This is a genomic window from Nostoc sp. NMS8 (genome assembly GCF_017115045.1).
Taxonomy (GTDB): domain Bacteria; phylum Cyanobacteriota; class Cyanobacteriia; order Cyanobacteriales; family Nostocaceae; genus Nostoc.
Genome location: NZ_JABXKK010000016.1, coordinates 122709 through 145800 on the forward strand (window position 1 = coordinate 122709; position 23092 = coordinate 145800).

General features: G+C 40.3%; 21 protein-coding genes and 1 tRNA gene. 12 read left to right on the forward strand and 10 right to left on the reverse strand.

Annotated elements, in window-relative coordinates:
* Nucleotides 1–70: 70 nt before the first annotated feature.
* The 3 genes from HWQ39_RS01725 to HWQ39_RS01735 all read left to right on the forward strand — a co-directional run bounded on the left by HWQ39_RS01725 (nucleotide 71) and on the right by HWQ39_RS01735 (nucleotide 2427).
* The gene (locus HWQ39_RS01725) at nucleotides 71–865 is read left to right on the forward strand and encodes an aspartyl/asparaginyl beta-hydroxylase domain-containing protein (protein WP_292840792.1); all 795 of its coding nucleotides are present in this window, start codon (nucleotides 71–73) and stop codon (nucleotides 863–865) included.
* 114 nt (nucleotides 866–979) lie between these two features.
* Entirely contained in the window at nucleotides 980–1987 is a 1008-nt protein-coding gene (locus HWQ39_RS01730) for a zinc-binding dehydrogenase (RefSeq protein ID WP_292840669.1), read from the forward strand.
* A gap of 41 nt (nucleotides 1988–2028) precedes the next feature.
* Nucleotides 2029–2427 (forward strand): nuclear transport factor 2 family protein, encoded by a 399-nt coding sequence (locus tag HWQ39_RS01735; RefSeq protein WP_292840673.1) that lies wholly within the window; start codon nucleotides 2029–2031, stop codon nucleotides 2425–2427.
* A gap of 36 nt (nucleotides 2428–2463) precedes the next feature.
* Here the strand turns inward: HWQ39_RS01735 and HWQ39_RS01740 are convergent, their stop codons facing one another.
* The 6 genes from HWQ39_RS01740 to HWQ39_RS01765 all read right to left on the reverse strand — a co-directional run bounded on the left by HWQ39_RS01740 (nucleotide 2464) and on the right by HWQ39_RS01765 (nucleotide 9571).
* Nucleotides 2464–2940, reverse strand: a complete 477-nt coding sequence (locus HWQ39_RS01740; protein WP_292840676.1) for a hypothetical protein — start codon at nucleotides 2938–2940, stop codon at nucleotides 2464–2466.
* 116 nt (nucleotides 2941–3056) lie between these two features.
* The gene (locus HWQ39_RS01745) at nucleotides 3057–5453 is read right to left on the reverse strand and encodes a response regulator (protein ID WP_292840679.1); all 2397 of its coding nucleotides are present in this window, start codon (nucleotides 5451–5453) and stop codon (nucleotides 3057–3059) included.
* A 314-nt stretch (nucleotides 5454–5767) separates the two neighbouring features.
* Nucleotides 5768–6349 carry a hormogonium polysaccharide biosynthesis acetyltransferase HpsU gene (hpsU, locus tag HWQ39_RS01750; protein ID WP_292840681.1) on the reverse strand — a complete coding sequence of 194 codons (582 nt, stop codon included), beginning with the start codon at nucleotides 6347–6349 and terminating at the stop codon, nucleotides 5768–5770.
* A gap of 211 nt (nucleotides 6350–6560) precedes the next feature.
* Complete coding sequence (locus HWQ39_RS01755) at nucleotides 6561–7517, reverse strand: glycosyltransferase family 2 protein (protein WP_292840684.1); 957 nt, start codon at nucleotides 7515–7517, stop codon at nucleotides 6561–6563.
* Nucleotides 7518–7676: 159 nt separating this feature from the next.
* Complete coding sequence (locus HWQ39_RS01760) at nucleotides 7677–8609, reverse strand: glycosyltransferase family 2 protein (RefSeq protein WP_292840687.1); 933 nt, start codon at nucleotides 8607–8609, stop codon at nucleotides 7677–7679.
* Between the two features lie 134 nt (nucleotides 8610–8743).
* A complete protein-coding gene (locus HWQ39_RS01765; RefSeq protein WP_292840690.1) occupies nucleotides 8744–9571 on the reverse strand; it encodes a hypothetical protein in 828 nt (275 codons plus the stop codon).
* Nucleotides 9572–9791: 220 nt separating this feature from the next.
* Between HWQ39_RS01765 and cobU the strand changes: the two genes are divergently transcribed.
* The 7 genes from cobU (at nucleotide 9792) to HWQ39_RS01800 (ending at nucleotide 17702) form a co-directional block, all read left to right on the forward strand.
* Complete coding sequence (gene cobU / locus HWQ39_RS01770) at nucleotides 9792–10367, forward strand: bifunctional adenosylcobinamide kinase/adenosylcobinamide-phosphate guanylyltransferase (RefSeq protein ID WP_292840693.1); 576 nt, start codon at nucleotides 9792–9794, stop codon at nucleotides 10365–10367.
* 195 nt (nucleotides 10368–10562) lie between these two features.
* On the forward strand, nucleotides 10563–10982 hold the full coding sequence (locus HWQ39_RS01775; protein ID WP_292840696.1) for a hypothetical protein: 420 nt from the start codon (nucleotides 10563–10565) through the stop codon (nucleotides 10980–10982).
* Between the two features lie 246 nt (nucleotides 10983–11228).
* The gene (locus HWQ39_RS01780) at nucleotides 11229–12188 is read left to right on the forward strand and encodes a ribonuclease Z (protein WP_292840699.1); all 960 of its coding nucleotides are present in this window, start codon (nucleotides 11229–11231) and stop codon (nucleotides 12186–12188) included.
* Between the two features lie 574 nt (nucleotides 12189–12762).
* On the forward strand, nucleotides 12763–14976 hold the full coding sequence (locus HWQ39_RS01785) for a polysaccharide biosynthesis tyrosine autokinase (RefSeq protein WP_292840702.1): 2214 nt from the start codon (nucleotides 12763–12765) through the stop codon (nucleotides 14974–14976).
* A gap of 411 nt (nucleotides 14977–15387) precedes the next feature.
* The gene (locus HWQ39_RS01790) at nucleotides 15388–16533 is read left to right on the forward strand and encodes a SpoIID/LytB domain-containing protein (protein WP_292840705.1); all 1146 of its coding nucleotides are present in this window, start codon (nucleotides 15388–15390) and stop codon (nucleotides 16531–16533) included.
* Between the two features lie 306 nt (nucleotides 16534–16839).
* Nucleotides 16840–17244 (forward strand): hypothetical protein, encoded by a 405-nt coding sequence (locus HWQ39_RS01795; protein ID WP_292840708.1) that lies wholly within the window; start codon nucleotides 16840–16842, stop codon nucleotides 17242–17244.
* Nucleotides 17244–17702, forward strand: a complete 459-nt coding sequence (locus tag HWQ39_RS01800; protein WP_292840711.1) for an HNH endonuclease signature motif containing protein — start codon at nucleotides 17244–17246, stop codon at nucleotides 17700–17702. Before HWQ39_RS01795 ends, HWQ39_RS01800 begins: the two co-directional genes overlap by 1 nt.
* A gap of 276 nt (nucleotides 17703–17978) precedes the next feature.
* On the opposite strand, the gene HWQ39_RS01805 is transcribed toward HWQ39_RS01800, so the two are convergent.
* Complete coding sequence (locus HWQ39_RS01805; protein WP_292840714.1) at nucleotides 17979–19271, reverse strand: hypothetical protein; 1293 nt, start codon at nucleotides 19269–19271, stop codon at nucleotides 17979–17981.
* Between the two features lie 213 nt (nucleotides 19272–19484).
* On the opposite strand from HWQ39_RS01805, the gene HWQ39_RS01810 reads away from it, so the two are divergent.
* Nucleotides 19485–19964, forward strand: a complete 480-nt coding sequence (locus tag HWQ39_RS01810; RefSeq protein ID WP_292840716.1) for a hypothetical protein — start codon at nucleotides 19485–19487, stop codon at nucleotides 19962–19964.
* Nucleotides 19965–20054: 90 nt separating this feature from the next.
* Here HWQ39_RS01810 and HWQ39_RS01815 read toward each other — a convergent pair.
* Nucleotides 20055–20126 (reverse strand) — tRNA-Gln (locus HWQ39_RS01815).
* A gap of 346 nt (nucleotides 20127–20472) precedes the next feature.
* Here HWQ39_RS01815 and HWQ39_RS01820 point away from each other — a divergent pair.
* On the forward strand, nucleotides 20473–21111 hold the full coding sequence (locus HWQ39_RS01820; protein ID WP_292840719.1) for a histidine phosphatase family protein: 639 nt from the start codon (nucleotides 20473–20475) through the stop codon (nucleotides 21109–21111).
* A 125-nt stretch (nucleotides 21112–21236) separates the two neighbouring features.
* On the opposite strand, the gene HWQ39_RS01825 is transcribed toward HWQ39_RS01820, so the two are convergent.
* Together HWQ39_RS01825 and HWQ39_RS01830 are read right to left on the reverse strand one after the other, a co-directional pair.
* The gene (locus tag HWQ39_RS01825; protein WP_292840722.1) at nucleotides 21237–21821 is read right to left on the reverse strand and encodes a Uma2 family endonuclease; all 585 of its coding nucleotides are present in this window, start codon (nucleotides 21819–21821) and stop codon (nucleotides 21237–21239) included.
* A gap of 57 nt (nucleotides 21822–21878) precedes the next feature.
* Nucleotides 21879–23069 carry a PD-(D/E)XK nuclease family protein gene (locus HWQ39_RS01830; RefSeq protein WP_292840725.1) on the reverse strand — a complete coding sequence of 397 codons (1191 nt, stop codon included), beginning with the start codon at nucleotides 23067–23069 and terminating at the stop codon, nucleotides 21879–21881.
* Nucleotides 23070–23092: the final 23 nt, after the last annotated feature.

Sequence of the window (23092 nt, forward strand, 5' to 3'; positions counted from 1 at the left end):
ATCGGGGCGAAGACCAAATCCCACTATTATATAAAGGTTTTTTATGAAATCAGCTTCAGGAGAAAAGACAATGGAAAGTTTTAATGAGTATCATATAGACCCAAAAGAATTTACTTTTCTCAAAAGTTTTCAAGATAACTGGCAAGCAATTAGAGACGAGTTTACACACTTTATTAAACAGGCATCGAATGAGGATTTAAAAGTCGCTTACGATATTCTGGGCCCTAAAAGTAAAACGATTCAAACTAAGGGTGATGCCAAATACAGTGCTTTTGGGATTTTATTTCAAGGTATGTTTATCGAAAAATATATTCAATTACATCAAATAAAATATCCTGATTATGGGTCAGAAGAAGCATCAAAAAAAGCACTTGCCTTAAGAGAAAAATATTTCCCAACTTTGGCGAAATTAATAGAAAAAGTCAACTTTAATGATGATGAAATCATCAGAAATGTGTATTTTGGGACATTCCATCCAGGCTTGGATATCAAGCTACACGTGAACTACAACCCTCATACAAATCGTGGCTATCTAGGATTGATTGTACCAGAGGGAGATGTCGCTATGAAAATCTGCCATGAGCAGCTTTATTGGCATGAAGGCAAATTTCTAGTTTTAGATCATAGCTATCCACACTGTCCGCATAATCACACTAATTATGATAGAACTGTTTTGGTTGTAGACTTTTTTAAACCGGACAAACCAAGAGAAGAAGTTATCGAATTTGAGAACGAGCAAGTCACCCAACGTATGCAAGAGAATCCTTACAGCTTAGGTGTTTTTGGTAAAAGCGATCAAGCGAGAGTAGAAGATTTTATCAAGTACGGTTTAACTCATCAATTAGAGTGGAATAAAGCTTTGTAAGCTTAGTGTAATGCCCCTGCGATTATTGTAGGTGTATGATGCTTTCAGCTAACGCGCCTACATTTATATTTATCAACATAGCTTCAAATAATTTGCGCCTAATTGCTTCTACCAATGAATTTAAAAACTTACAAAAAGTTAAGAGCGAAACAACTCAATCCAGATTTTAAATCTGCTGTTGAAATTGTCGAAATACCTATTTCCAAACCTGCTGTTAATGAAATTTTAATTCAAAACAAATTTGCTGGCATTAACGGTGGCTTTGACACTTTACTTTGTCGTGGCGATCTTCCATATATTAACTTAATTCCTCCTTTCGATTTAGGTGTGGAAGCTGTGGGGGAAGTTGTCGCTATCGGTGAAAATGTCAAAGATTTTCAAATAGGTGATGCTGTGGTAACAACAGCGCGTGGTGGCGGCTATCGAGAATATCAGGTTATTGATGCAAACTTAGGGGTGAAGGTGCAGGAAGCAACGCCAGAGTTGCTAACACTAATGCCTACAGGTGTATCAGCTTTAGTGGCACTGGAAAAAGTGGGGGAGATGAAAAGTAATGAAGTGGTTTTAGTGACAGCAGCAGCAGGGGGAACTGGTCATATTGCGGTGCAATTGGCAAAGCTAGCTGGGAATCATGTCATTGGTACTTGTAGTTCTGAGGCGAAGGCAAAATTACTAAGAGAATTAGGGTGCGATCGCATTATCAACTATCGCACAGAAAATCTCAATCAAATCCTCAAGGAAGAATACCCCAATGGGATTAATTTGATTTTTGAGTCTGTAGGTAAAGAAGTATTTGATACTTGTGTTGAAAACTTGGCAGTGCGGGGACGTTTAGTAGTAGTTGGTTTTATCTCCGAATACGCACATAATGTTGAACAAATTACACAGTCGCGCATTTATCACCAGCTATCTTGGAAAGCATCTTCCGTGAGAGGCTTTCTCATGGCTCATTATAAAGAATATATGCCAGAGGCAAGCGATCGCCTTTTAAACCTGTATTACACAGACAAACTTAAAGTTGCCGTTGACCCAACCCAGTTTCAAGGTATAGAATCCATACCCGATGCTGTACAATATCTCCTCAGTGGTCAAAATTGTGGCAAAGTGGTTATGAAATTTTAAGTAATACAGTATTAGCTTATATCTTCTAGTTAGGAGTGAGAATGACACAAGATTCAGAAAATACTTTAAAAGTTGCTCGGCAGGCATTTGATAATCTTACACATGGCATGTCAACTGGAGACTGGGAAGCTTTATTAGATATGCTCACAGAAGATTTTACCCTTTGGTTTCCAATGGGTAAATTTCACGGTTTAAATGTGGGAAAAGAGCGAGCTAGAGAGTTTTTCGAGTACGTTTTTGAATCCTTTAGTCCTGGCTTGAAGCTGACTGGTATAGACCGTGTTACAAGTAATGAAACGACTGCTGTCTTTGAGTTTCGGGACGAGGGCCCTTTATTCGGACAGCCCTACAAAAATCGGGTAGCAGTCTCTTTTGATGTGCGCGGAGACAAAATTTGTGGCTATAGAGAATACTTTGGTAGTGATGGTAAATCATATTAAATAATTCGTAATTATGAATTATTTAATTTAGTTTTGTTAGTTTCTTTCAGGGTTGAGTTCGTTGATTTCTTTGCACTTAGCCTCTGCGGCTTGATATGCCGTCAAATAGTCTTGACCACCTAACATTACATCACCATAATATTCATAAGGTGGATTGCCATAAATTGGCAATGGGTCATCTTCTGGATAATCTTCTTTTGATTCTTCAATGATGGCTTTCAGTTTTTTAATAGTCAGACTATGTGCTGCAAAATACCAGAGTCCTTGGGGATCTTTGTTCAGATGCGGCAATGTAGGATCGATAATACGGGTATCAGAAGCGTCGCCTAGTTCAATCCAACTGTGTTCGACAGGTCTGTATGGCTTCCCAGCAAAAGCCAAAAATCCCTGAATGTATCTTGCTCCTTCAGTGGACAATGCAGCTTTGTAAGCATTATCAAACGGAGTACTAGCTCTGCTGTTTATCAGTTCAGCAATTTTGATTGACAGCGTTTCATCCAATAGTTTGTTCATCAATAGCAAGGATTAGAGCAGCCATGAAAATATATTACCACTGCTCTTGCCTAAAGATTCAGGGGGCAGGGGAGGATGAGGGAGAAAGAATCAACCCCCAGTCCCCAGTCCCCAATCTACTTTGTACTAATCACCATCTGTAAATTTATTAACAAGTCGCTTGAAGTGTAAGGCTTAGACAAAAGGTTTTTGACACTATTACCAAGGTTTTTAATCATTTCATGATTGAAAGCTAATCCACTAACACCAATAACTTTGATGTCTGGATTAATTTTTTTTAAAACATTGATAGTTGTTGGCCCATCCATATATGGCATCATCATATCAACCAACACCACACTAATTTCTTGTTGATGTTCTGCGTATAGTGCGATCGCATCAATACCATCACTAGCTACTAAAACTCTATAGGCATTTTTTTCTAACCAGGTTTGAGTCACCTCTCGAATTGAATCTTCATCATCAACAACAAGAATCAATTCTCCATGCCCTACTGGTAATTCCTGATTTCCAGCCAGTTTCTCATCTGTATCCATTGTCTGCGTTACGGGTAAGCAAACTTGAAACTCAGTGCCTTTGTCCACTTCAGTAACTACATTCACAAAACCGCTATGGCTTTTGATAATGCCAAGCACTGTTGAAAGACCAAGCCCTGTACCTTTACCCAGTTCCTTTGTTGTGAAAAATGGCTCAAAAATTCTATCTACTATTTCTCTGGCAATTCCTGTACCTGTATCAGAGATACTAATCATCACGTAAGAACCGACCTTAGCATCAATATTCATCCGAGCATAGTAGCTATCAACCCAGAAATTCTTCGCATAAATCTTTAGGATACCGCCATGAGGCATAGCATCACGAGCATTAATACAGAGATTCATTAGTACTTGATGTAGCTGAGTAGCATCGCCAAAGACATTCCACAGGTTTTGCCCAGGAACATCAATGCGGATTTCAATCGCTCTGGAAAATGTTTGCTTAACAATATTTTCAATTTCTGAAATTATATTCTCTACCTGTAAGGTTTTGAAGTTGCCTACAGAGCCGCGTGAAAACCACAGCACTTGTTTAACTAAATCTGCTGCACGTTTAACATTTGTTTTCATAATTGTCAGCCATTGCTGACTTTTTTCATCTGGGAGCTTTGCTTCTAAAAGTTGTACTGTCATCATTATAGGAGTCAGTGCATTGTTAAGATCGTGGGCAATGCCACTTGCTAGGGTGCCAAGACTCTCCATTCGCTGGGCCCGGAGAAACTGCGTTTCGAGTTGTTTTTTCTCTGTAATATCGGAGTTGACAATCAGGATGGATTTAGCTTGTCCCTCATCATCATTTACTAATGTCCAGCGACTAGCAACAATTATCTCTTTACTTTGTTTTGTGACTTGATGTAACTCACCTTGCCATGAACCACTCTCAGCTAAAGTTTTCTGGATATTTTTCAGTTCGCAAAGACTTTGCTTTCGATACAAAAGTTGATTGGTATTCTTGCTTATTGCTTCTTCTGCCATCCAACCGTAGAGATGTTCAGCCCCTTTATTCCAAAATTGAATTTGGTTAACCAAATTTTGAACGATAATCGCGTCTGTTGTAATATCAAGCAAAGCTGCTTGCTCACGAATTTTTTGTTCTGCTTCTTTACGTTCGCGCAGCGCAGCTTGTTGTTCGGTAATATCAATTACAAAGCCTGCCATTCGAGCAACTTTCTCTGTAGAGTCTAAAAAAATATACCCGTTGTCCTCAACTGTGATGTAAGTGCCATCTTTTCGACATACCCTAAATTCAAGATGGAATCGTTCTTTTGTGGTTAAAACACGTTTAACTTCTTCACTAAAGAAGTTTCTATCATCAGGATGAATCAACTCTAACCAACGATTCAAACCTCCTAACATCTCAGGTATAGAGTAACCTAATATTCCCTCTACATTACCACCGTATTGAATCTCGTTGGTATGCAGATGCCAGTCGTATAGAATCTGACCACTCGCTTGAATTAGTGCTTGATATCTATTGTTCCATTCATCTAAGGCATCTGAATGACATCGCAGTTTTTCTTCTACCTGCTGCCGCTCCAAGATTTCCATCTCTAAACGTTTATTTTGGTCTGTAAGTGTTTTTGTTAGGTTTCGTAAACGTAAATGCGTATTTATTCTAGCTAAAACCTCTTCATGTTCTAGAGGTTTAGTGATGTAATCTACTGCACCAAGATTCAAACCTTTGACTTTATCCACCTTGTCATTCATAGCAGTGATAAATATTACGGGGATATCTTGAGTAGCTGGATTTGCTTTCAAAAGTCTACAGGTTTCAAAACCATCGATTACTGGCATTAATATATCTAATAAAATTAGATTTGGTAAGGCATATTCTGCCATACCAATGGCATTTTTCCCATTTTCAGCTACTAAAACTTTAAAGCCGTAATACTCTAATAAATCGATCAATAACTGTAAGTTAACTGGGTTGTCATCAACTATTAAAATTACGTCTTTTTTATTGTTATTGAAATTCATAATCGCCTCTTATAAAATTTATTTTAAAACTTCTCGAACTTTTTGCCTTTAAAATAAAATATTTGGCACTATAAAATAGAGCTTATAGCTTGGAAACACAAGTACTTGCTATGTGAATAAAAATACATAGCCTCTGAGTTATAGCACTGCAAATTGTAAGTAGTGCAGGATATGCCTATGCTAGTTGCAATTTTAGCTATAAGATTGTAGTGAGCGCACTTTCCTTTTCCAAAAGCAAACAAATTAAATATATATATATAGAAAAGTAGGGGCACACAGCTAGCTGTATGCCCCTACAATGTTTATCTATAAAATCACGAGTTTGTGGAGGGATCAAGTTTTATCCTGACCGTCTTGGGACGACAGGGGCTTCCCCAACAAACCTGCCCAGAGGGCATATTAGTAAAAACACTACTACGAGCGCCAATTACGGCATTAGCCCCGATTTGCACTCCTGGCCCAACAAAACAATCTGCTGCTACCCATACACCATTATTAATGGTGATACTTGCTGTTTTTAACCCAAAGGCAGGATCTCGCAGATCGTGGCTACCAGTACATAGGTAACTTTTTTGGGAAATTATGCAATGTTCACCGATGTGGATCTGCTCTAGGCTGTATAAAACTACGTTATCTCCAATCCAACTGTAGTCGCCAATGGTAACTTTCCAAGGGTATGTAAAGCGGGCGGTAGGCCGAATTAATACACCTTTGCCGATCCGAGCGCCAAATAGTCTTAGCAGAGCGCAACGTAGAATATTTAAAGGTTGAGGAGTGAGGGGAAAAGCGATCGCTTGTACAAACCACCAGAATAAAACATACCAACCTGGACGCCCCCGGTCAAACCAAGATTGGTCATATTTGCGTAAATCTACGAAAGGTTGATCGTTAGTCATTTAATTTTAGATTTCAGATTTTAGATTTTAAATTTTTCCTTCAATCCCTTCTCCCAAGGGGAGACGCTGCGCGAACGGGTGACGCTCAAAGACTCGCTAACGCTGCGCTAACAGCAGTCACTCATGGGGGAAACCCCCATCGTCCTTGGCGTCTCCCTTTGGGAGAAGACCGTGCTGCTTCACCAAAATTCAAAATCTAAAATTGGTACATTTAGGAGTCAATGGTCAATAACTTTCCTTCTGCTTCTCTGTTCCCCTGCTGCACTGCTCCTTCTTTGGCGATAGTTGCAGTATTTAAATGACCACCACAGTTACGTAATTCGTAAAGTTTAACGCCAATTTGATATTCATATTGACTTAGCAAACGTGCATAAATATATCCTGCTTTGCCATCTAAAAAACCGCGTTGAATAATATAAAACAAAACAAATCGCAAAATTGGTTTAAATGGCAGGTGTACCCACACTTTTTTCAAAAAGCGTTTGCGTTGCACGGCATCACCAAATAGATTTGCGCCAATAGTACCGCTATCGTCTTTACCTGTGAGAATATTAAAATAAACACTGGCTTCCCAGTTTGAATAGCGGTTATGGCGTTCTAACCAGTGGTAAAGGTCGCGGAAGTCTTCGTGGAGCATATCATTTTTGAGATACCCAACTTTACCCTGCAAAATCACGTGTTCGTGAACTTCGTTATCACCAGTATTTGGAATATCTTCTGTATTTAGATTTTCGTAGCGACCTTTTTTATGTTGAAATAAACGTAGATTCCAATCGGGATATTTACCACCATAGCGAATCCATTTTCCTAAGAAAAATACGCGGCGGTTAAGATAATAACCTGTATATTCCTTGTTTTGAATTGCTTGGTCAATTTCTTCCCATAGTTCTGGGGTAATGCGCTCATCGCAATCTACAATTAGTACCCATTCGTTGCGAAAAGGTAGATTATCTAAAGACCAATTTTTCTTTTTGGGCCAGCGCCCATTAAAGTTGAATTGCACGACATTTACACCGTGACTTTTAGCAATTTCAATACTGTTATCGGTACTTTGAGAATCTACTACAAATATTTCATCTGCTCTGCTAAGGCTAGTGAGGCACGCAGGCAGGTTTACTTGTTCATTTTTTGCTGGAATTAGTACTGAAACTGGTATTTTAGATGGCATATATTTAGGAGTTAGGAGTTAGGAGTTAAGTTAGGACTCAGAATGGACTGGAATATAATTGCCGATTTTAAACCATTGGCAAATCATAAATTTGAAGGTCTACAATCAGGTGGTGGTTGAATTTGCAACGGGAAAGCATTCTGAATTCTCCATTTTTGTTTATTTCTTATTTGATGTAGATAAAAGACCCTGAATAGCAGCATTTAAGTAACCAATCTGACCGTAAGCGTAAACAAGTTTGTCAAACCGTTCTGCTGGATCGGAGAAATATTGCAATGCCTTATACAAGCCGCGCACAAAGCGTTCGCTACCTCGCTGCAATTGAGCGAACCCAGCTTTACCAGCGAGTTGTTCTCGATAGCATTCGCTGATACCCTGCCACCAGCCTCGGTTTAGAAACCAGGAGCGTTGGAGGCGTTCTGGGGCTACGTTGTGAGCAACTAAGGCTTCGGGAAGATAAGCGACTTGCCAACCACGCTGTAGAGCAAATTCGGTCATTTGCAGTTCTTCATTAGATAAGAGATTTTTCCCCACTCGACCGAGATGAGGATCAAAACCGCCAATTTCTTCCAAAAAACTGCGGCGGATAGAGTAATTTAAGCCTCTGGGTGTTGAGCCAGGTTGCTCAATGTAGATGTTGCTGTCACCTAAATCGTATGCACCTAAATTTGCAGCTAGCCCTGGAGATAGCCATCGTGGTTGTTGGATTCCTATGGGCCAGATGAGAGTGACTTTGCCTCCGGCGATCGCTAGTTTAGAGTTATTGTAATAGGCAAAATATAAAACTTGTAGCCAGCCCTGACTGGCTACGGCATCGTCATCTAAATAAGCAAGAATATCACCACTGGCTACTTTTGCACCCGTGTTACGGGCGACAGATAAACCAATGGTGGGTTCAAAAACATACTTTAGGCGGGGATTGTGGGCCCTTTGTTCTACAACTTCACGAGTGCGATCGCTAGATCCATTATCAACTACTACAATTTCAAAGTCAGTAGCAAAATCTTGTGCTAAAAGACTATCAATTGCAGCCCCTAAATAGGTATCTCGATTGTGAGTACAGATAATGGCAGAAATTTGGGTGTCTGGCATAGATTTAATTTTGGATTTGAGATTTGGGATTTTAGATTAAAATCTTAAATCCAATGCACAACTGCTGAGAGCTAATCTAAACCAAAAGTTACTGACTCACCAACCGAGTTTCTTCGGAAATAATCTTTAAAACTTCACGTTTGTTGAATATGACTGTGTAAAACTACAAGAGTTTGGGCTAGTTGACTCAGACGGGTTTCCAAGGATTGCTTGCGCCCTAATAGTTGACGTAACTTTTGGTAACGAGCGATCGCCATGCTAACATTGGGAACCTGATCCGCTGGACATGGGCGCGACCAGACTTTACCAGTATCGTCTACACCACAGAGGCGATAGCCAGTAATAGATGATTGATAAGATACTTTCCCACCAGTAGCGCAAATTTCTTCTACGTAGTTCATTAAGCGGTCAACTTCCGCATGACGCAGTGTTGCAGTTCCTCCCGGTTCTGGTTCTTGGGGATTAGATTCTAACCAGCCATTGACAATTGGGCCTTCTAAGTAAATATCCTGAATTTGCTTTAAAATGCTTTGTAATTCTGTTTGCCAACCAGCGACAGTTTCCTGAATTTCTTGCAATAGATTTATCGCCAATGCTGGATTAGCACCGTGACGATGGCTACTAAAGCTCGGAGTTTTCAACTTTGGTAGGCTGGGTGTTCTGTTACCATTATCTTCTGCTTGAAAGGTCTGCACAGATTCATGATGAGGAAAGAAATTTTGATCAGTTGGATAATTACTCTCAGTATCTACACCCCAGTCAACAGTTTGTCCTTGTGATTCTACTTCCCCATGTTGAGAAGATTGAGTTGGTGTACTTTCTGTGGGTTCGTTGGCTCCGACACTGATTCTAAAGGAGCAAGGTCGTTTTGTTGTCGAATCAACTGTTTCAGCGGCAGAGGCAGTACCGCGATTCCCTAAATCGTGTAGAGTTGCTTCAATGCGTTTTAAGCCTGCGTTCATAAAAATATCCTAAAGTTTGCTGTCCCCAGTGGTATTGAATAATTAAAAATGGGGTTGTTGGGATTTTTGGCTTTTGCCAGTTGTAGCATCAATGATCCTGGTGCTAATTTTATCCCTTAAAAGTTATTTGAAACCAAAAATCTTACCGATGAAGTAAAAAACGGTGGTGATAAATTAATTGCAACCGTAGATATATTGTTAAAATTCTCAGTAAACAACTTTGGGTAAAATCATCTTAGTAACAGGGCCAGCACGATCTGGTAAAAGTGAATGGGCGGAAACTCTAGCCATGCAATCGGGAAAAGCTGTTGTTTACGTAGCAACAGCCACCGATAACCCAGATGACCAAGAATGGCATCAACGCATTTTAGAACATCAAAAACGTCGTCCCCAAGACTGGGTAACTTTATCTGTACCTGTGGAACTGTCTACAACTCTCGCCGATGCCAAACCCTATACCTGTCTTTTAGTTGATTCCTTAGGAACTTGGGTTGCTAATCTCCTAGAACAGGACGAATCTAGCTGGGAAAACATTCTTGCAGAGTTATTAGAGACGGTGGAACTGGTTGCTGCTGATATGCTATTTGTAGCAGAAGAGGTGGGTTGGGGTGTGATCCCAGCTTATCCTCTTGGGAGAAAGTTCCGCGATCGCCTCGGTTCTTTAGTGCGCCAGCTAAGTACACTCAGCGAAACTGTTTATTTAGTTACTGGTGGTCATGTCCTCAATCTCAGCATCCTTGGTTCGCCGTTGCCAAACAGAGAAGATGCTGGAACATTCAGGAGTCAAGATTCTTAACTCTTGATTCAAATTAATCCAAAATCTAAAATCTAAAATTAAGTAAGTCGGCACGATAAAACCAAACTGTATAAAGAAAAGTAAACAAGGCTTAAACTCTTTTTCCCCCTGCTCCCTGCTCCCTGCTCCCTGCTCCCTGCTCCCTGCTCCCTGCGTTATCCCAACGATAATTATTTACACCGACCTACTTATCTTATGGCAACCAAACAAGAAGTTAGAGAATATCTTGCCTACTGGTTTCAGTTGGGTAAGAAAGTAATTATGGGCAACGGTGAGGCAAGCATTTTGCCGCTATCGGTGCTAAATGGCGATCGCTATAGTGAAGAATTTGAAGAGTGCTGGCAAAAAATTATCTCACCAGAATCCGGTGACTGTTACCTAGAAGGTACTCATGAAACCATTGCTGAACTGCTGACACCAGCATGGGATATGCTGCCTTGTGGCCGTTGCAATATGCCAGTAGCCGCGCGAAACGTCGGTATGCCGCCGTTGCTATGTCCCTGCAATGATTTACCTAACTGGCCGAATACTGAATTGCCAGCACCGCGAGAGCCAATTAAGACTCAAGACCAACTCAAAAAAATTCGCGATCGGCTCATAGATAATATTGCATAATTGACACTCTCAGGGCTAAAGCAACTGAGATTCTTTAATCAAAGACGTTGCTTACTCAGACAGGATTACTCCAACCTGGATAGAGGCATCATCTCCTAAAGCGTTGCTTGCATCAAGTGCAAAGGTTCCGACGTGCCCCGTCGTACCCAATCCCCCATGCCCAAAATCCTAAGTATTTTACTCATTAACCATGCCAATATAGAAAATAGAGCTGCAAATTGAGCAATAGGAAGACTAAAGAACACTGTGCAGATAACATTCTTAGGGACGAGTTCCGGTGTACCCACGCGATCGCGCAACGTTTCCAGCGTCGCCCTGAGATTACCCCAAAGGGCAGAATTGTGGTTATTCGACTGTGGCGAAGGTACTCAGCATCAAATTATACGGAGTGAACTGAAAATCAGTCAACTCTCCCGAATTTTTATTACCCACATGCACGGCGACCACATCTTTGGTTTGATGGGACTTCTTGCTACTTGCGGCTTGGCTGGCAATGTGGAACGAATTGATATCTATGGGCCACCTGGATTAAATGATTACATTCAATCCGCCTCACGCTACTCCTACACACACTTTTCTTACCCGATCAAAGTTCACGCCGTCCGTCCAGGGGTCATTTATGAAGACGATGACTTCACCGTTAGCTGTGGTAATTTGCATCACCGCATTACAGCTTTCGGCTACCGCGTAGCCGAAAAAGACCGCACAGGACGCTTTGATGTGGAAAAAGCCAAGGAATTGCAAATTCCTCCCGGTCGGATTTATGGTCAACTCAAGCGTGGTGAAACTGTTACCCTTGCTGACGGACGGGTAATTGATGGCGCTCAATTGTGCGGCCCTACAGAAATTGGTCGAAAGATTGCCTATTGTACAGACACAATCTATTGTGATGGTGCAGTGGAATTAGCTCATGATGCTGATGTATTAATTCACGAAGCAACCTTTGCCCATCAAGATGCAGACATGGCTTTTCAACGATTGCACTCCACAACCACAATGGCAGCGCAAACAGCTTTAGCTGCTGGGGCACATCGGCTGATTATGAGTCATTTTAGTCCCCGCTATGCTCCCGGAAATACCTTGGAGTTGAAGGATCTCCTCAAGGAAGCCCGTGCTATTTTTCCCCGTACTGACATGGCTTACGATTTTATGATTCATGAAGTACCCAGACGACGGGAAGTAGAGTTAACGAAGGTAGGCGTTTAGATTTTAGATTTTAGATTTTGGATTTTCGATTGAACTTTTCTAATCTAAAATCTCGAATTAACCAGGCATTGTCTTGGAGTTTAGCAGTCAAACTCATAACGTCTAGCAAATAGACCGCAGTTTAGTTTTACTAAAATAAGTAAACTAGTTAACCAACAATTTAGGTTAACTAAGTGTATCAATCATATACAATTACTATGGTTGAAATATTTCTCTTAATGTGTTTTTTAGATTACCAGTTATCAAAATAACTTTAATATGTAGTAATGTTGTAAATTAGATAATTTTCTACTTAAATATTTAGGAAAAATAATTAATTTTTCGTCAAGATTTTTCTTCCTTAAATAAAATATTTATTAAAAATTTATTCTTCCAACACTGATTAAGAGTTTATATGCGTGAATTGATGAACATGAAAGCCCCAGTTGGCATAAGATTGTGCCAAGTGAGCTTGTCATCGTTGGAAGAAAAATTTAAGTATGCTATTGCAGCTATTAGGTGTAAAAAAATCATTTCACATTTTTCATAAATCTTCCAAATAAATATATTGTTTCGATATTAGAGGAGTTTGATAGTGGCTAAGACTAGTCTGAATCCAGAGCAACAGGTTACTACTTCAGCACAAGGCGCATTTGACATCAGACAACTATCTACTATTTTGCTTCGCCGACGCTTTCTTATTTTGGGGATTTCCTGTGTAGTTATGTCAGCTGCTAGTCTTTTAGTTATCATTACCAAACCGACTTACCAGAGCAATATGCAGATATTGGTGAATTCCAATTTATCTGATGGGGCACAGGCAAATAATATCCCAGCAAAGGAAAATACTCAGGTTACTGATTCCAATTTTCAAGTTGTTGATTCCAGCACTCAGATGAAACTCATGCTGAGTTCTAAGTTACTTCAGAAAGCCGTCGATTTACTTCATTCTGATTATCCTAAGATTACCTTACAAGATATAAATGGTCAAAAAGAACATAACAAAAAATTACCTCTAGAAATAACCCCAGAAGAGGGAGGTATAGCAGCGAATAAAGTTTTTCATCAAGTATTTAAAGTTTCTTTCAATGATAACGATCCAGTCAAAGCGCAAAGAGTACTTCAAGCTCTACAAAAAGTCTATCAAGACTATAACAAACAACAACAAAAAGAACGTCTAAATCAGGGATTAGCTTTTGTAAATGCTCGCCTACCTGAGATAAAAAAAGAGGTGAGTAAAGCTGATAAAAATTTAGAACAGTTTCGCAAGAAACATCAATTACTTGATCCTGAAATCCAAAGTAAAATACTGCTAGAGTCTCTAGCTGATATTCAACAACAGCTACAAACCACTCGTGCCAACCTTCAAGATGTAAATGCTCGTTACGATAATCTAGAGCAACAAATAGCATCTTCATCCCAGCAAAATACACTAATTTCGTCTCGTTTAAATCAGTCAAGCCGTTACCAAACACTATTGAGTGAAATTCAAAAGACTGAATTAACTTTAGCCAAAGAGAGGCTCCGCTATACAGACGATTATCCATCGGTACAAAAACTAAAGCAGCAACGCCAAAGTCAACTTTTGCTATTACGAGAAGAAGTGAAAGCTATTACTACTAGCAGTAAGGGAGAACCGTTCTTAAAAGGGCAAATTTTGGGGGTTGATCCAAGGCTAGTAGATGAGTTTATGCTGGTACAGACAAGTCTTTTAGGGCTAACTGCCAATGAAAAAAATTTAGCCGAGTCAGAACAGCGACTTCGATCTGAGCTAAATAAATATCCAAGCATAATAGCAGAGTATAACCGTCTGCTACCAAAGGTACAAAATAGTCACAAAACCCTTGAACAACTGCTTCAAGCACAACAGTCTTTGGGGCTTAAAATTGCTCAGGAAGGATATAACTGGCAAGTTTTAGCAGAACCTTCTCCGGGTACTTATATGGGGAGCGACAGATTATTTATTTTGGTTGGGGGAGCAGTAATTGGCCCAATTTTAGGTATCTTAGCAGCCCTAATTTTAGAAAAATTTAATGACGCCATTTATTGTGCGGGAGATTTAAAGAAACTGACGAATCTACGTGTATTGGGATCAGTACCAAAGCTACCGTCCTATGGTGTCAAAAAGCAGCGGCTGGGACTATCTTGGAATGGGCGGCGAAGTTCAGAGTCTTCTGCAATAGAAGCTACTACTAAATTGCCTGTTCATGAAACCCTGGACATGATCTACCAAAATATTCAAATATTAAAATATCCCTTACCTTTCAAGTCGCTGATGTTTACTTCAGCACTACCAGGGGAAGGGAAGACAACCTTAGTCTTAGGGCTTGTGGCTAGCGCTATACGGATGCATCGACGGGTATTAGTTATTGATGCTAATTTGCAGAATCCTAGCCTGCACAAAATTTTGGAAATATCTAATGACTGGGGATTATCTCTGTTATTAGTTGATGAGACAACTACTGATTTTCAAGATTATATCCAGCCCATTCACCCCTCCATTGATATTTTGACTGCTGGGCCGGAACCAGAAGATACGGTAAAGTTGCTCAGTTCTCAACGGATGAAAGAATTAATAGAGTTATTTGAGCAAAGTTATGACTTAGTACTGATAGATGCTCCACCTATTTTAGGGACGGTTGATGCCAGAATTGTGGCATCTTTTTGCAATGGAATTGTCATGGTAGAGCGCATGGGGAAAGTAACTCGAACTGAACTGACTCAAGCAACAGAAATTTTGAGTAAATTGAATTTAATTGGAATTATTGCTAATGAAGTGAGCAATTCTCAAAAGGTATTGGCATCGTAGATTGGTAGTGGTAGGGGCATTGGGCAGTGGGCATTAGGCATTGGAAAGAGGTAGAGCAGAACTATTCTTTTCCTCCCTTGCTGACCTGATTTCTACCGAGAGCAACGCGATTTTGTGAGCAGGGGGAGCAGGGAGGCCAGGAGAGACAAAGAAATAAGTGTATTAAGGGCTATCGCGGTAGTAAAAAATACGAAAATTGCCTCTTCACTTCCCCTGCTCCCCCTGCCTCTCCTGCTCTTTTCACGATGATCTCACTTTTTCGCGTTGCTCCCTTTCTACCTTATAGCTAAAGCAAAATGCATAATTAGTAGGAGGTGGCAACTTCCGGCGTTGGAAAAGTGTCCCATCTTAAAGTGGTAGACACCATAATCCAGAGCGTCAATTAGATACTAGTGTGATTAGATGATCGGTATGAAATTCCAACTTTACTTAGGCTCTTTATTTTCCCAGATTAAAGTACGTCATTGGTGGGTAAGTATCCTTTTGTGGATAGCTTTGGTTGCCCCAGCCCAAGCGTCTGTAATCTTGCGCGTGGCGATTGAAAGGGGCGTTAATCAGGTAAAAGTGGGCAGTTCCACTACTGGGATCGTCAAGGATAGTACTGGCCGGACTCTGGGACAGTTGCCAGCGATGAGTGCATATTATGCCCAAGCCGTTCCTGGCGGAGTTGCTTTAGATAAGTGGCAGTCTGGTTTATTTTGGATTGAGCCAACTGGTAAAGGATTTGTTTATATTGGCGATCGCTGGTATCGAGGCAGAACTCTGGTTGTCCCTACAGAAAAAGGCTTAACGGCTGTTAATTGGGTTGATGACCAAGAATATCTCTACAGCGTTCTCGGTGGTGAAATGGATGCTAGCTGGCCGCAAGAGGCGCTGAAAGCCCAGGCGATCGCAGCCCGTACCTATGCCCTCTACGAACGAGAAAAACAACGGAATAATCCCGTTTACGATTTAGGCAATACTCCCGATCGCTGGCAAATTTATAAAGGTGTCATCAGTGAATCTCCTGCTACTTACGCCGCAGTAGATTCTACACTAGGGCAGGTACTAACTTACAAAAACCGGATTATTCTCTCAGTCTTCCATGCTTGTTCTGGGGGACACACCGAAAACGTGGAAGATGTTTGGGGAAGTAAGGAGCCTTATCTACGTGCTGTTGAAGACTACGATCAAAATATCCGCGAGTGTAATTGGGTGAAAACCTTCTCACCCAGCGAAATTAGCGCTAAATTTCCTGAGGTAGGTAGTGTCACAGCGATGATTCCAGAGACATTCTCACCTTTTCGCAGTGTTAAAGTCTTAAAAATTGTCGGTAACAAGGGCACAAAGGTGCTACAGGGCGAGGAAGTGCGAACAGCCCTCAAGTTAAAAAGTACCAAATTTAGCGTCACTAAGGGGGCCGACGGTAGTTTTGTACTACAAGGGCTTGGCTACGGTCATGGTTTAGGTATGAGTCAATGGGGGGCGTACAATCTGGCTCGGCAAGGAGTGAACCACCTGCAAATTTTGGGACATTATTATCAAGGTGTAGCCCTGACACCAATTCAGGCAAAGTAAGTCCCCTGTTGTATTTAATTCAAAAGTCAAAATTGATAAATTTAGCCCTTTTAATTTGGCTAAAAATGTTGGTCAACAAGGCTAGTTCTAGACTCATATCCCCAACTTTTCAAATAAGTCGGGGATATTTTTTGCAATTAATTTAACTATATTTTTCCGAATATCAGCTAAATCATCACTTTGAGTTGTTTCTTCTAAGACGACTGTAAATTGATGCGTGAGGAATTCTTGTATCTATTTTTTGGCGCTTAAAATGAAGAATCTATCTTGGTTATAATCTAAGCTAGAAGCAAACGAGGTCAGGTAATGATGGCTGTACCTACAGAAATTCGTAAAAGAGCGATCGCTTTACTCGAACAATTACCAGGAGAATCTTTAGTAAAGGCTGTTGAATTTTTGGAAGCCCTTTGTCACGAAGCTTTACAGGTATCAGAAGCACCAAACCCTCAAGTCAGCGAAGCCGCTTTGCTTCAAATTATTCAACACCATCTGTCTCCTGAAGAACAAGATAGATTGGCCTACCTGCGTCAGCAAAATGAGATTGGAGTAATTACACACACAGAGCATCAAGAGCTACTAATATACGTTGAGCGCGTCGAACAACAGGATGCTGAACGTGCAGAAGCATTGATGAAACTGGCTCAACTTCGCAAAGTTGATTTAAAAGTGCTGATTAACGACTTCTTGCCTAAACACAGCAACTTCGCCTAATGTCAGAGCGAACCCCAGAACCAATGAGGCGTATTGTTGCTGCTCGTGCCCGTGGTTACTGCGAGTATTGTCGTTGTTGGGAGCAATTTGCCACTGAGAGTTTTACCATTGAGCATATAAAACCCCGACAAGCAGATGGGGAAACAGTTTTAGAAAATCTTGCTTGGAGTTGCTTTGGTTGCAATGGTCATAAACATACCAAAACCCAGGCAAGCGATCCAGAAACGGGAGAAAAAATTGCACTATATAATCCTCGACAGCAAATTTGGAGCGAACATTTTAGCTGGAGTGATGATTTTACGCTGGTGATTGGTAAAACAGCTTGTGGTCGAGCAACAGTTGAAGCTTTGCGTTTGAACCGCTTTGGTGTTGTCAATTTACGCCGTTTGTTGAGGAGTGCAAATATGCTCCACCAGAGAATGTGGAAGGTGATGAGTAAGGTTTATCTTTCACGTTAAATTAGCGATACCTACGGTGGGCTAATTTAACGCGCTACATATTTCAACCAAATTTAGATGGAGCGATCGCATTTTTCGGGTGATTGTGGTTATGTAATCGCTCTTTATGTCTGTTGGGAAAGTGCGATCGCCCACTTTCGCAAAGCGATCACTTCGTGAAGCTTGATAATTAAAGCACCAGTACCATCTACCAAATCAATTTATGACCCTCTAATTTGGTGTCAACAAGACAGTGGAGGGTACAAGCCCTCACTGATTGTAACTACGAATTACGAATTACTTTAACTCGTCTAACCGCCGTTGCCATTCAGCATCAATTTGTGCAGAACGCTCAACTTCTTGGTCTAGTAAATCAGTTTCGCTAGAATACACTAAATCTTCGTTGCCGATGACTTTTTCTGTGGCAAATTGTTGAGCATAGTTGATTTTTTGTTGCAAAGGTGCATCAGGACTTGTTAATAAGCTTGCTCTGGAAAGGCGATCGCGGTTGCGATCGCCTATTTTGCGATTACGCCACCCAATCCAGAAATAACGCAGCAAGGGTATGCCTAAAAAACCTGCTCCGTAAGCCAATAGCAGCCAATAAATTCCTTGCACAAAAGCCACCAGTCCACCTAATTGGACGGCAATAGTTCCATCTCTCAATAAACTTCCCAGTACTAAAGCACCAACAAAATTTAGTACTCCTAACCCAGCACTGAGCATAATTTGCCCAGAACTTGCGGCACTAAAACGCCAGGGAAATTCCTCTAAGTGATCTGATATTGCATAACGGCGCTTTTTAACTGCACTCACCTGCAACTCTGGAAAGTAATAAACAATTTGCCCTTCTGGATTTACGCCCGGTTGCCCATTAAATCGCGTTAGAACGGGCAGCATATAATCTTCGTACTCTCTTGTATATCCCTCGCCAATATCATCTAAATATGGGGCAATTTGTTCTGCTACCACTGCGCCACGATTAATCCGAATCACCGTAGCAATTTCTTGCCAGCGACGTTCTTCTAAGTTGGCGTTAGGATTACCATCGCCAAACAAAAACGAAAACACAGCTTCAAAGAAATTTAGATTGCTTTCTTCTCGGCTTTCACGTCGCCGTTCCTGGTAGTGGGTGTCATAATTTGGGCTAAGATACCAAAATAAATTTGGAAAATAGAAAAACCCCCCACCACCAGAATTACTACCCCGATTGTCGCCGTTACGGTCTGAATTAGCAGCAGTAATGATAATGAAGATGGTGATAGTTATCAGGGCGATGGAAACAGTTAAGAAAATTCCAAAAGAAATGCGAATCAGGTAAAACAGAACACTCCAGACCTTTTTCCACCATTCTTGCAATCGTAATCGGAAGTATTTATTACGTAAAATTGCTCGAAAATTTCGTGGAAAAAGGTAAACTATATCGCCTGAATCCGCTACCTGTAGATGTCCGCCAGCATCAGATGCCAGGGCTAACAAGCTTTGATTAGCTTCAGCGACATTCAATCCTGCCTGAGTTGCCACATCACCAACGGTGACACGGTAGCCCAGTTGTTCCACAGCCTGCATGATGGTGGGACTGGGAGCCATTGCTCTCCCCTCCTATTGAAAACTTATTCCCTTTTCTTAAGTATAAAGTTTTATTTTGAGGGACTTGGTAAAGGTAAAAATAAAGAAGGAAATCATATTTCCATATATTTAACAAATCGATACTAAAGCCCATGAGCCGGCAAATAACCTGAGACGCAACATGTTATAATTGTTTGCCTCAGCTTGGTTAACCAGCAAATTTTCTGCTCAAATATGGTTCAATATACTCTCGCTCAAAGCCCAGAAATTATCCTTACTGTTTCTGGAAAAGATTCAGCCAAAGCCCGTGATAAAGCAATGGATCAACTGATGGAACTGATGGATGCAGGTAAGCTACCCACAGAACTGGAAGAAGGATTTGGCCCTCAACAATTGATTGAGGTTAAGGAGTCAACTATTGATACTGCTAGTGGTGAGGATACCATTACACAAGCTGTCCAGGTTTTGAGTAACCTAGCCACGCTCAAGTTGAAGGTTCAAGAGTCACGGTCGGAAGCGTTGGAAATTCGCAAAGCTGTTGATATTCTGTTCAGCGATGATTTAGTGACTGAAGAGGAAATTACTCGACTCAAGGAAGGTTTTAAAGTTCTCAAAAATTTTGCTCAAGCTAATGTGCGTTACCAGGAAGCGCGATCTAAAGCAGAACTAGCTCGACAGACTCTAGATCAAGCTCTCAAATCTCCTGACAAATAACTTTTACATAAATAGATGCCTTGAGACTTCTCTTAAAAATTTGATTAAACACTCTAAAAGACAGACTGTGAAGCCTGCCTTTTAGAATTACTGGGGCGCTAGGATTCGAACCTAGGGATGGCGGGACCAAAACCCGCTGCCTTACCACTTGGCTACGCCCCAACAACATTACTTTAGTTAATATAGCAGTAACTCCTGGGTTAATGTCAAGTACTTTAATAGTTGATTTCAGATAATGGGTTTTGACGGCAGGATATTGACTGGTCAGAATGCTTACACATCAGGCTGTTTCATCACTTTGCTTGAACGATTGAATTTTTATTTTCACCTGCTACGCCGCTTGATTGGATGAGATACCGTCTCTAAATAAATGTCAAGAAACAAAGTCAGGCGATCTGAAGATGATTCCAAATATTGTGAAATTGTAGTAACATAGCACGGGCATTGATTATCTTCAGCTACATCTGATTGTTAGCGCCGTTAAATTTACTATTGATGAAAATATACCGTGAGCCTAACTCTTTATTTCCTCCGTCACGGACAGACCGAATGCAGTCGCAATAATTCCTTTTGCGGTTCCATAGACTCAGAACTTACCCCAGAAGGCTTGGAGATGGCAAAGGCTTTTGCATCTACATATAGTTCTATGGATTGGACGGCAATATTTTGTAGTCCAATGCAGCGAACTGTATTGACAGCAAAACCCTTATCTGAAGCAATCGGGATAGAACCACAATTTAGAGATGGTCTGAAGGAAATCAACTATGGCAAGTGGGAAGGAAAAACCCCAGAAGTAATTAGCCGTGAATATCACGATGATTATATTCGCTGGTCAGCAGATCCAGCTTGGAATGGGCCAACCGGTGGAGAAATGGGGGTGACAATTGCTTCTCGCGCCATACAGGTAATTGAAGAAATCAAACGTCGTTACAGCAGTGGCAATGTGTTAGTGGTTTCTCACAAGGCAACTATCAGAATTATTTTGTCTAATTTACTAGGGATTGATGTGGGACGCTTCCGTTTTCGTTTGGGATGCCCTGTTGCTTCGGTCAGTATTGTAGAATTTACCTCACATGGGCCACTGTTAAAGGTTTTGGCAGACCGTAGTCATTTAGATGAGCGTTTGCGAAATTTACCGGGGACATGAGGGGAGGAAAGAGTTAGAAGTTAGGAGTTAGGAGTTATTATTTTTCCCTTACCCCCTTTCACTCGCTGGCTCAGTATATTTACAGAAAATATTTATTCTAATTTTCAAATTAAATAATACAACAATTATAGCGATCGCTCTGGAAATACTTTAGATAAATCCAGAACTAAATCAGGAAAATATGGCAAATTAACTGACTCATTAGGTAGAAAAATCAACTTACGACGATAACCAAATTTACCTTGTAAATCTTTATAAGGTTCGCTGTAAGATTCTAGGTAGTTATCTACTAAATTAAATATCCAATAGTCGGAAATACTAGCTTCTGCATAAACAGATAATTTTATATCTTGGTCATATTTCAAAGTGGAATTAGAAATTTCAATTACTAACAATACATCAGATGGGCTTGGATGAGCTTCTAAATAGTCATCAGGACGATTTCGCACAATGACTAAATCGGGTTCTGGTTCGGTATCATCAGGTATAATAATTGGTTCTTGTCCTCGAAGAATTGCCTCTTCTAGAATCAGCTTGAACAACTCCCGATATAAGCGGGTGCTACAAACAGAGTGCGGTGTACCTTTTGCTGCCATCTGGATTATTTCACCCTTAATTAGCTCAACTCGGTCGTTATCCTCAAAGAAACCGAGTTCAGCTAGACGGTGATATTCAGCTATAGTAAAGCGTTTAGCAGTGGTAAGGCTCATAACAACTACGAGAATGCAGAGTTATTTTTATCTTAATATAGCTGTAGCTGATTAAAGTTATGCGATAGAAGATAATGAGGTGTCTGGGTATTCTTCTTTATCACCTTCTGTAGTTGCTTCTATACTTACACCCTTCCAAGGAAAATCAAAATATTGTTCCTGAACCGTTTTTAATTCCTTTATTGACTCTTGGAAAAATAATTTAATAGCAGATACGTGGTTTTCTTCAGATAAAAAATCTTTTAAGCTTTTTCGATAAAATATACCTGACCATGCTGGCAAAACTTTTAAATTACTAGGAGTCCATAGATTGGGTTTATCGTTAATTATTTTTTGCATAGATTCAATAATTTTTGGGCGTTGTCCAAACCTATGAGAAACCTGCAAAAATATACCTAAATATGGATAATCAGTTAAATTATTTGGATTTAAATCGAAGTATCCAAGACCACACCATAAGTCCCATACTGAAGGAGAAAAGTGGGTGTAGATAATATATCTCTCGTCCCATTTCCATTGAGTCCTACTTGCTGCGCCTTTGATAACACCTCCAAAAGCTAGCTTGAATTCCTGCTGTACTTCTTCACTGAGAGTTGATTCCATAAGAAGGAGAGTTTTGTTATAATTCACCATTGTCAATAAGTCAACTGATGAAAATTGATTAGTGTGAGACATTCTGTTATTCCTCATAAAAATTAGTATTTCTTGAGCTAAGATATCAGATGCGCGTTCTTTCAAGAAGCTATAAAACTGATACCACCTCAGTTGGAAGAAATTAATCTTGGGTGATAACTCAAGACAATACTCTTTGATTGCTCGTTTTGGATCATAATCATATTGTTTGAGTTCATCTTTAGGGTCATAATCACGGGTGATGTAAATTAGAATTCGATGTCTAAGGTTTGGTAAGTTACTCAAAATATCAGCATATTTTTCTAATTGTCCCGGTATTGCTGTAGAGCCAATTTTTGATTCAATAAATATTACGTCTGTGCTTAAACCAGTTGAGAGTTCAATCACAATATCAAGTCTACTATCCTCAGTATGGATCGCCAGTGCTTGATGTTCTTGTTGGGTTGAAATCTTGATGCTGGAATAATTATCTTCACTAATGATTGAGTGATGTTTTAGCCAATCAAGTAAAACATCATTATTCAGGGACAAAAAATAAGCAACAATCTCAGTAAAAAAATCTTCACGCGGTTTGCTTCCTGAATGTAGATTGAGTAAATTGGTAAACAAAGACATTTATTTTTAAGTATTGAAAGTAA

What these genes read in the sequence shown, in the direction of transcription:
- HWQ39_RS01725 (WP_292840792.1), top strand. Translation starts at nt 71, where the DNA reads ATGGAAAGTTTTAATGAGTATCATATAGACCCAAAAGAATTTACTTTT.
- HWQ39_RS01730 (WP_292840669.1), top strand. Translation starts at nt 980, where the DNA reads ATGAATTTAAAAACTTACAAAAAGTTAAGAGCGAAACAACTCAATCCA.
- HWQ39_RS01735 (WP_292840673.1), top strand. Translation starts at nt 2,029, where the DNA reads ATGACACAAGATTCAGAAAATACTTTAAAAGTTGCTCGGCAGGCATTT.
- HWQ39_RS01740 (WP_292840676.1), bottom strand. Translation starts at nt 2,940, where the DNA reads ATGAACAAACTATTGGATGAAACGCTGTCAATCAAAATTGCTGAACTG.
- HWQ39_RS01745 (WP_292840679.1), bottom strand. Translation starts at nt 5,453, where the DNA reads ATGAATTTCAATAACAATAAAAAAGACGTAATTTTAATAGTTGATGAC.
- hpsU (WP_292840681.1), bottom strand. Translation starts at nt 6,349, where the DNA reads ATGACTAACGATCAACCTTTCGTAGATTTACGCAAATATGACCAATCT.
- HWQ39_RS01755 (WP_292840684.1), bottom strand. Translation starts at nt 7,517, where the DNA reads ATGCCATCTAAAATACCAGTTTCAGTACTAATTCCAGCAAAAAATGAA.
- HWQ39_RS01760 (WP_292840687.1), bottom strand. Translation starts at nt 8,609, where the DNA reads ATGCCAGACACCCAAATTTCTGCCATTATCTGTACTCACAATCGAGAT.
- HWQ39_RS01765 (WP_292840690.1), bottom strand. Translation starts at nt 9,571, where the DNA reads ATGAACGCAGGCTTAAAACGCATTGAAGCAACTCTACACGATTTAGGG.
- HWQ39_RS01775 (WP_292840696.1), top strand. Translation starts at nt 10,563, where the DNA reads ATGGCAACCAAACAAGAAGTTAGAGAATATCTTGCCTACTGGTTTCAG.
- HWQ39_RS01790 (WP_292840705.1), top strand. Translation starts at nt 15,388, where the DNA reads ATGAAATTCCAACTTTACTTAGGCTCTTTATTTTCCCAGATTAAAGTA.
- HWQ39_RS01795 (WP_292840708.1), top strand. Translation starts at nt 16,840, where the DNA reads ATGATGGCTGTACCTACAGAAATTCGTAAAAGAGCGATCGCTTTACTC.
- HWQ39_RS01800 (WP_292840711.1), top strand. Translation starts at nt 17,244, where the DNA reads ATGTCAGAGCGAACCCCAGAACCAATGAGGCGTATTGTTGCTGCTCGT.
- HWQ39_RS01805 (WP_292840714.1), bottom strand. Translation starts at nt 19,271, where the DNA reads ATGGCTCCCAGTCCCACCATCATGCAGGCTGTGGAACAACTGGGCTAC.
- HWQ39_RS01810 (WP_292840716.1), top strand. Translation starts at nt 19,485, where the DNA reads ATGGTTCAATATACTCTCGCTCAAAGCCCAGAAATTATCCTTACTGTT.
- HWQ39_RS01825 (WP_292840722.1), bottom strand. Translation starts at nt 21,821, where the DNA reads ATGAGCCTTACCACTGCTAAACGCTTTACTATAGCTGAATATCACCGT.
- HWQ39_RS01830 (WP_292840725.1), bottom strand. Translation starts at nt 23,069, where the DNA reads ATGTCTTTGTTTACCAATTTACTCAATCTACATTCAGGAAGCAAACCG.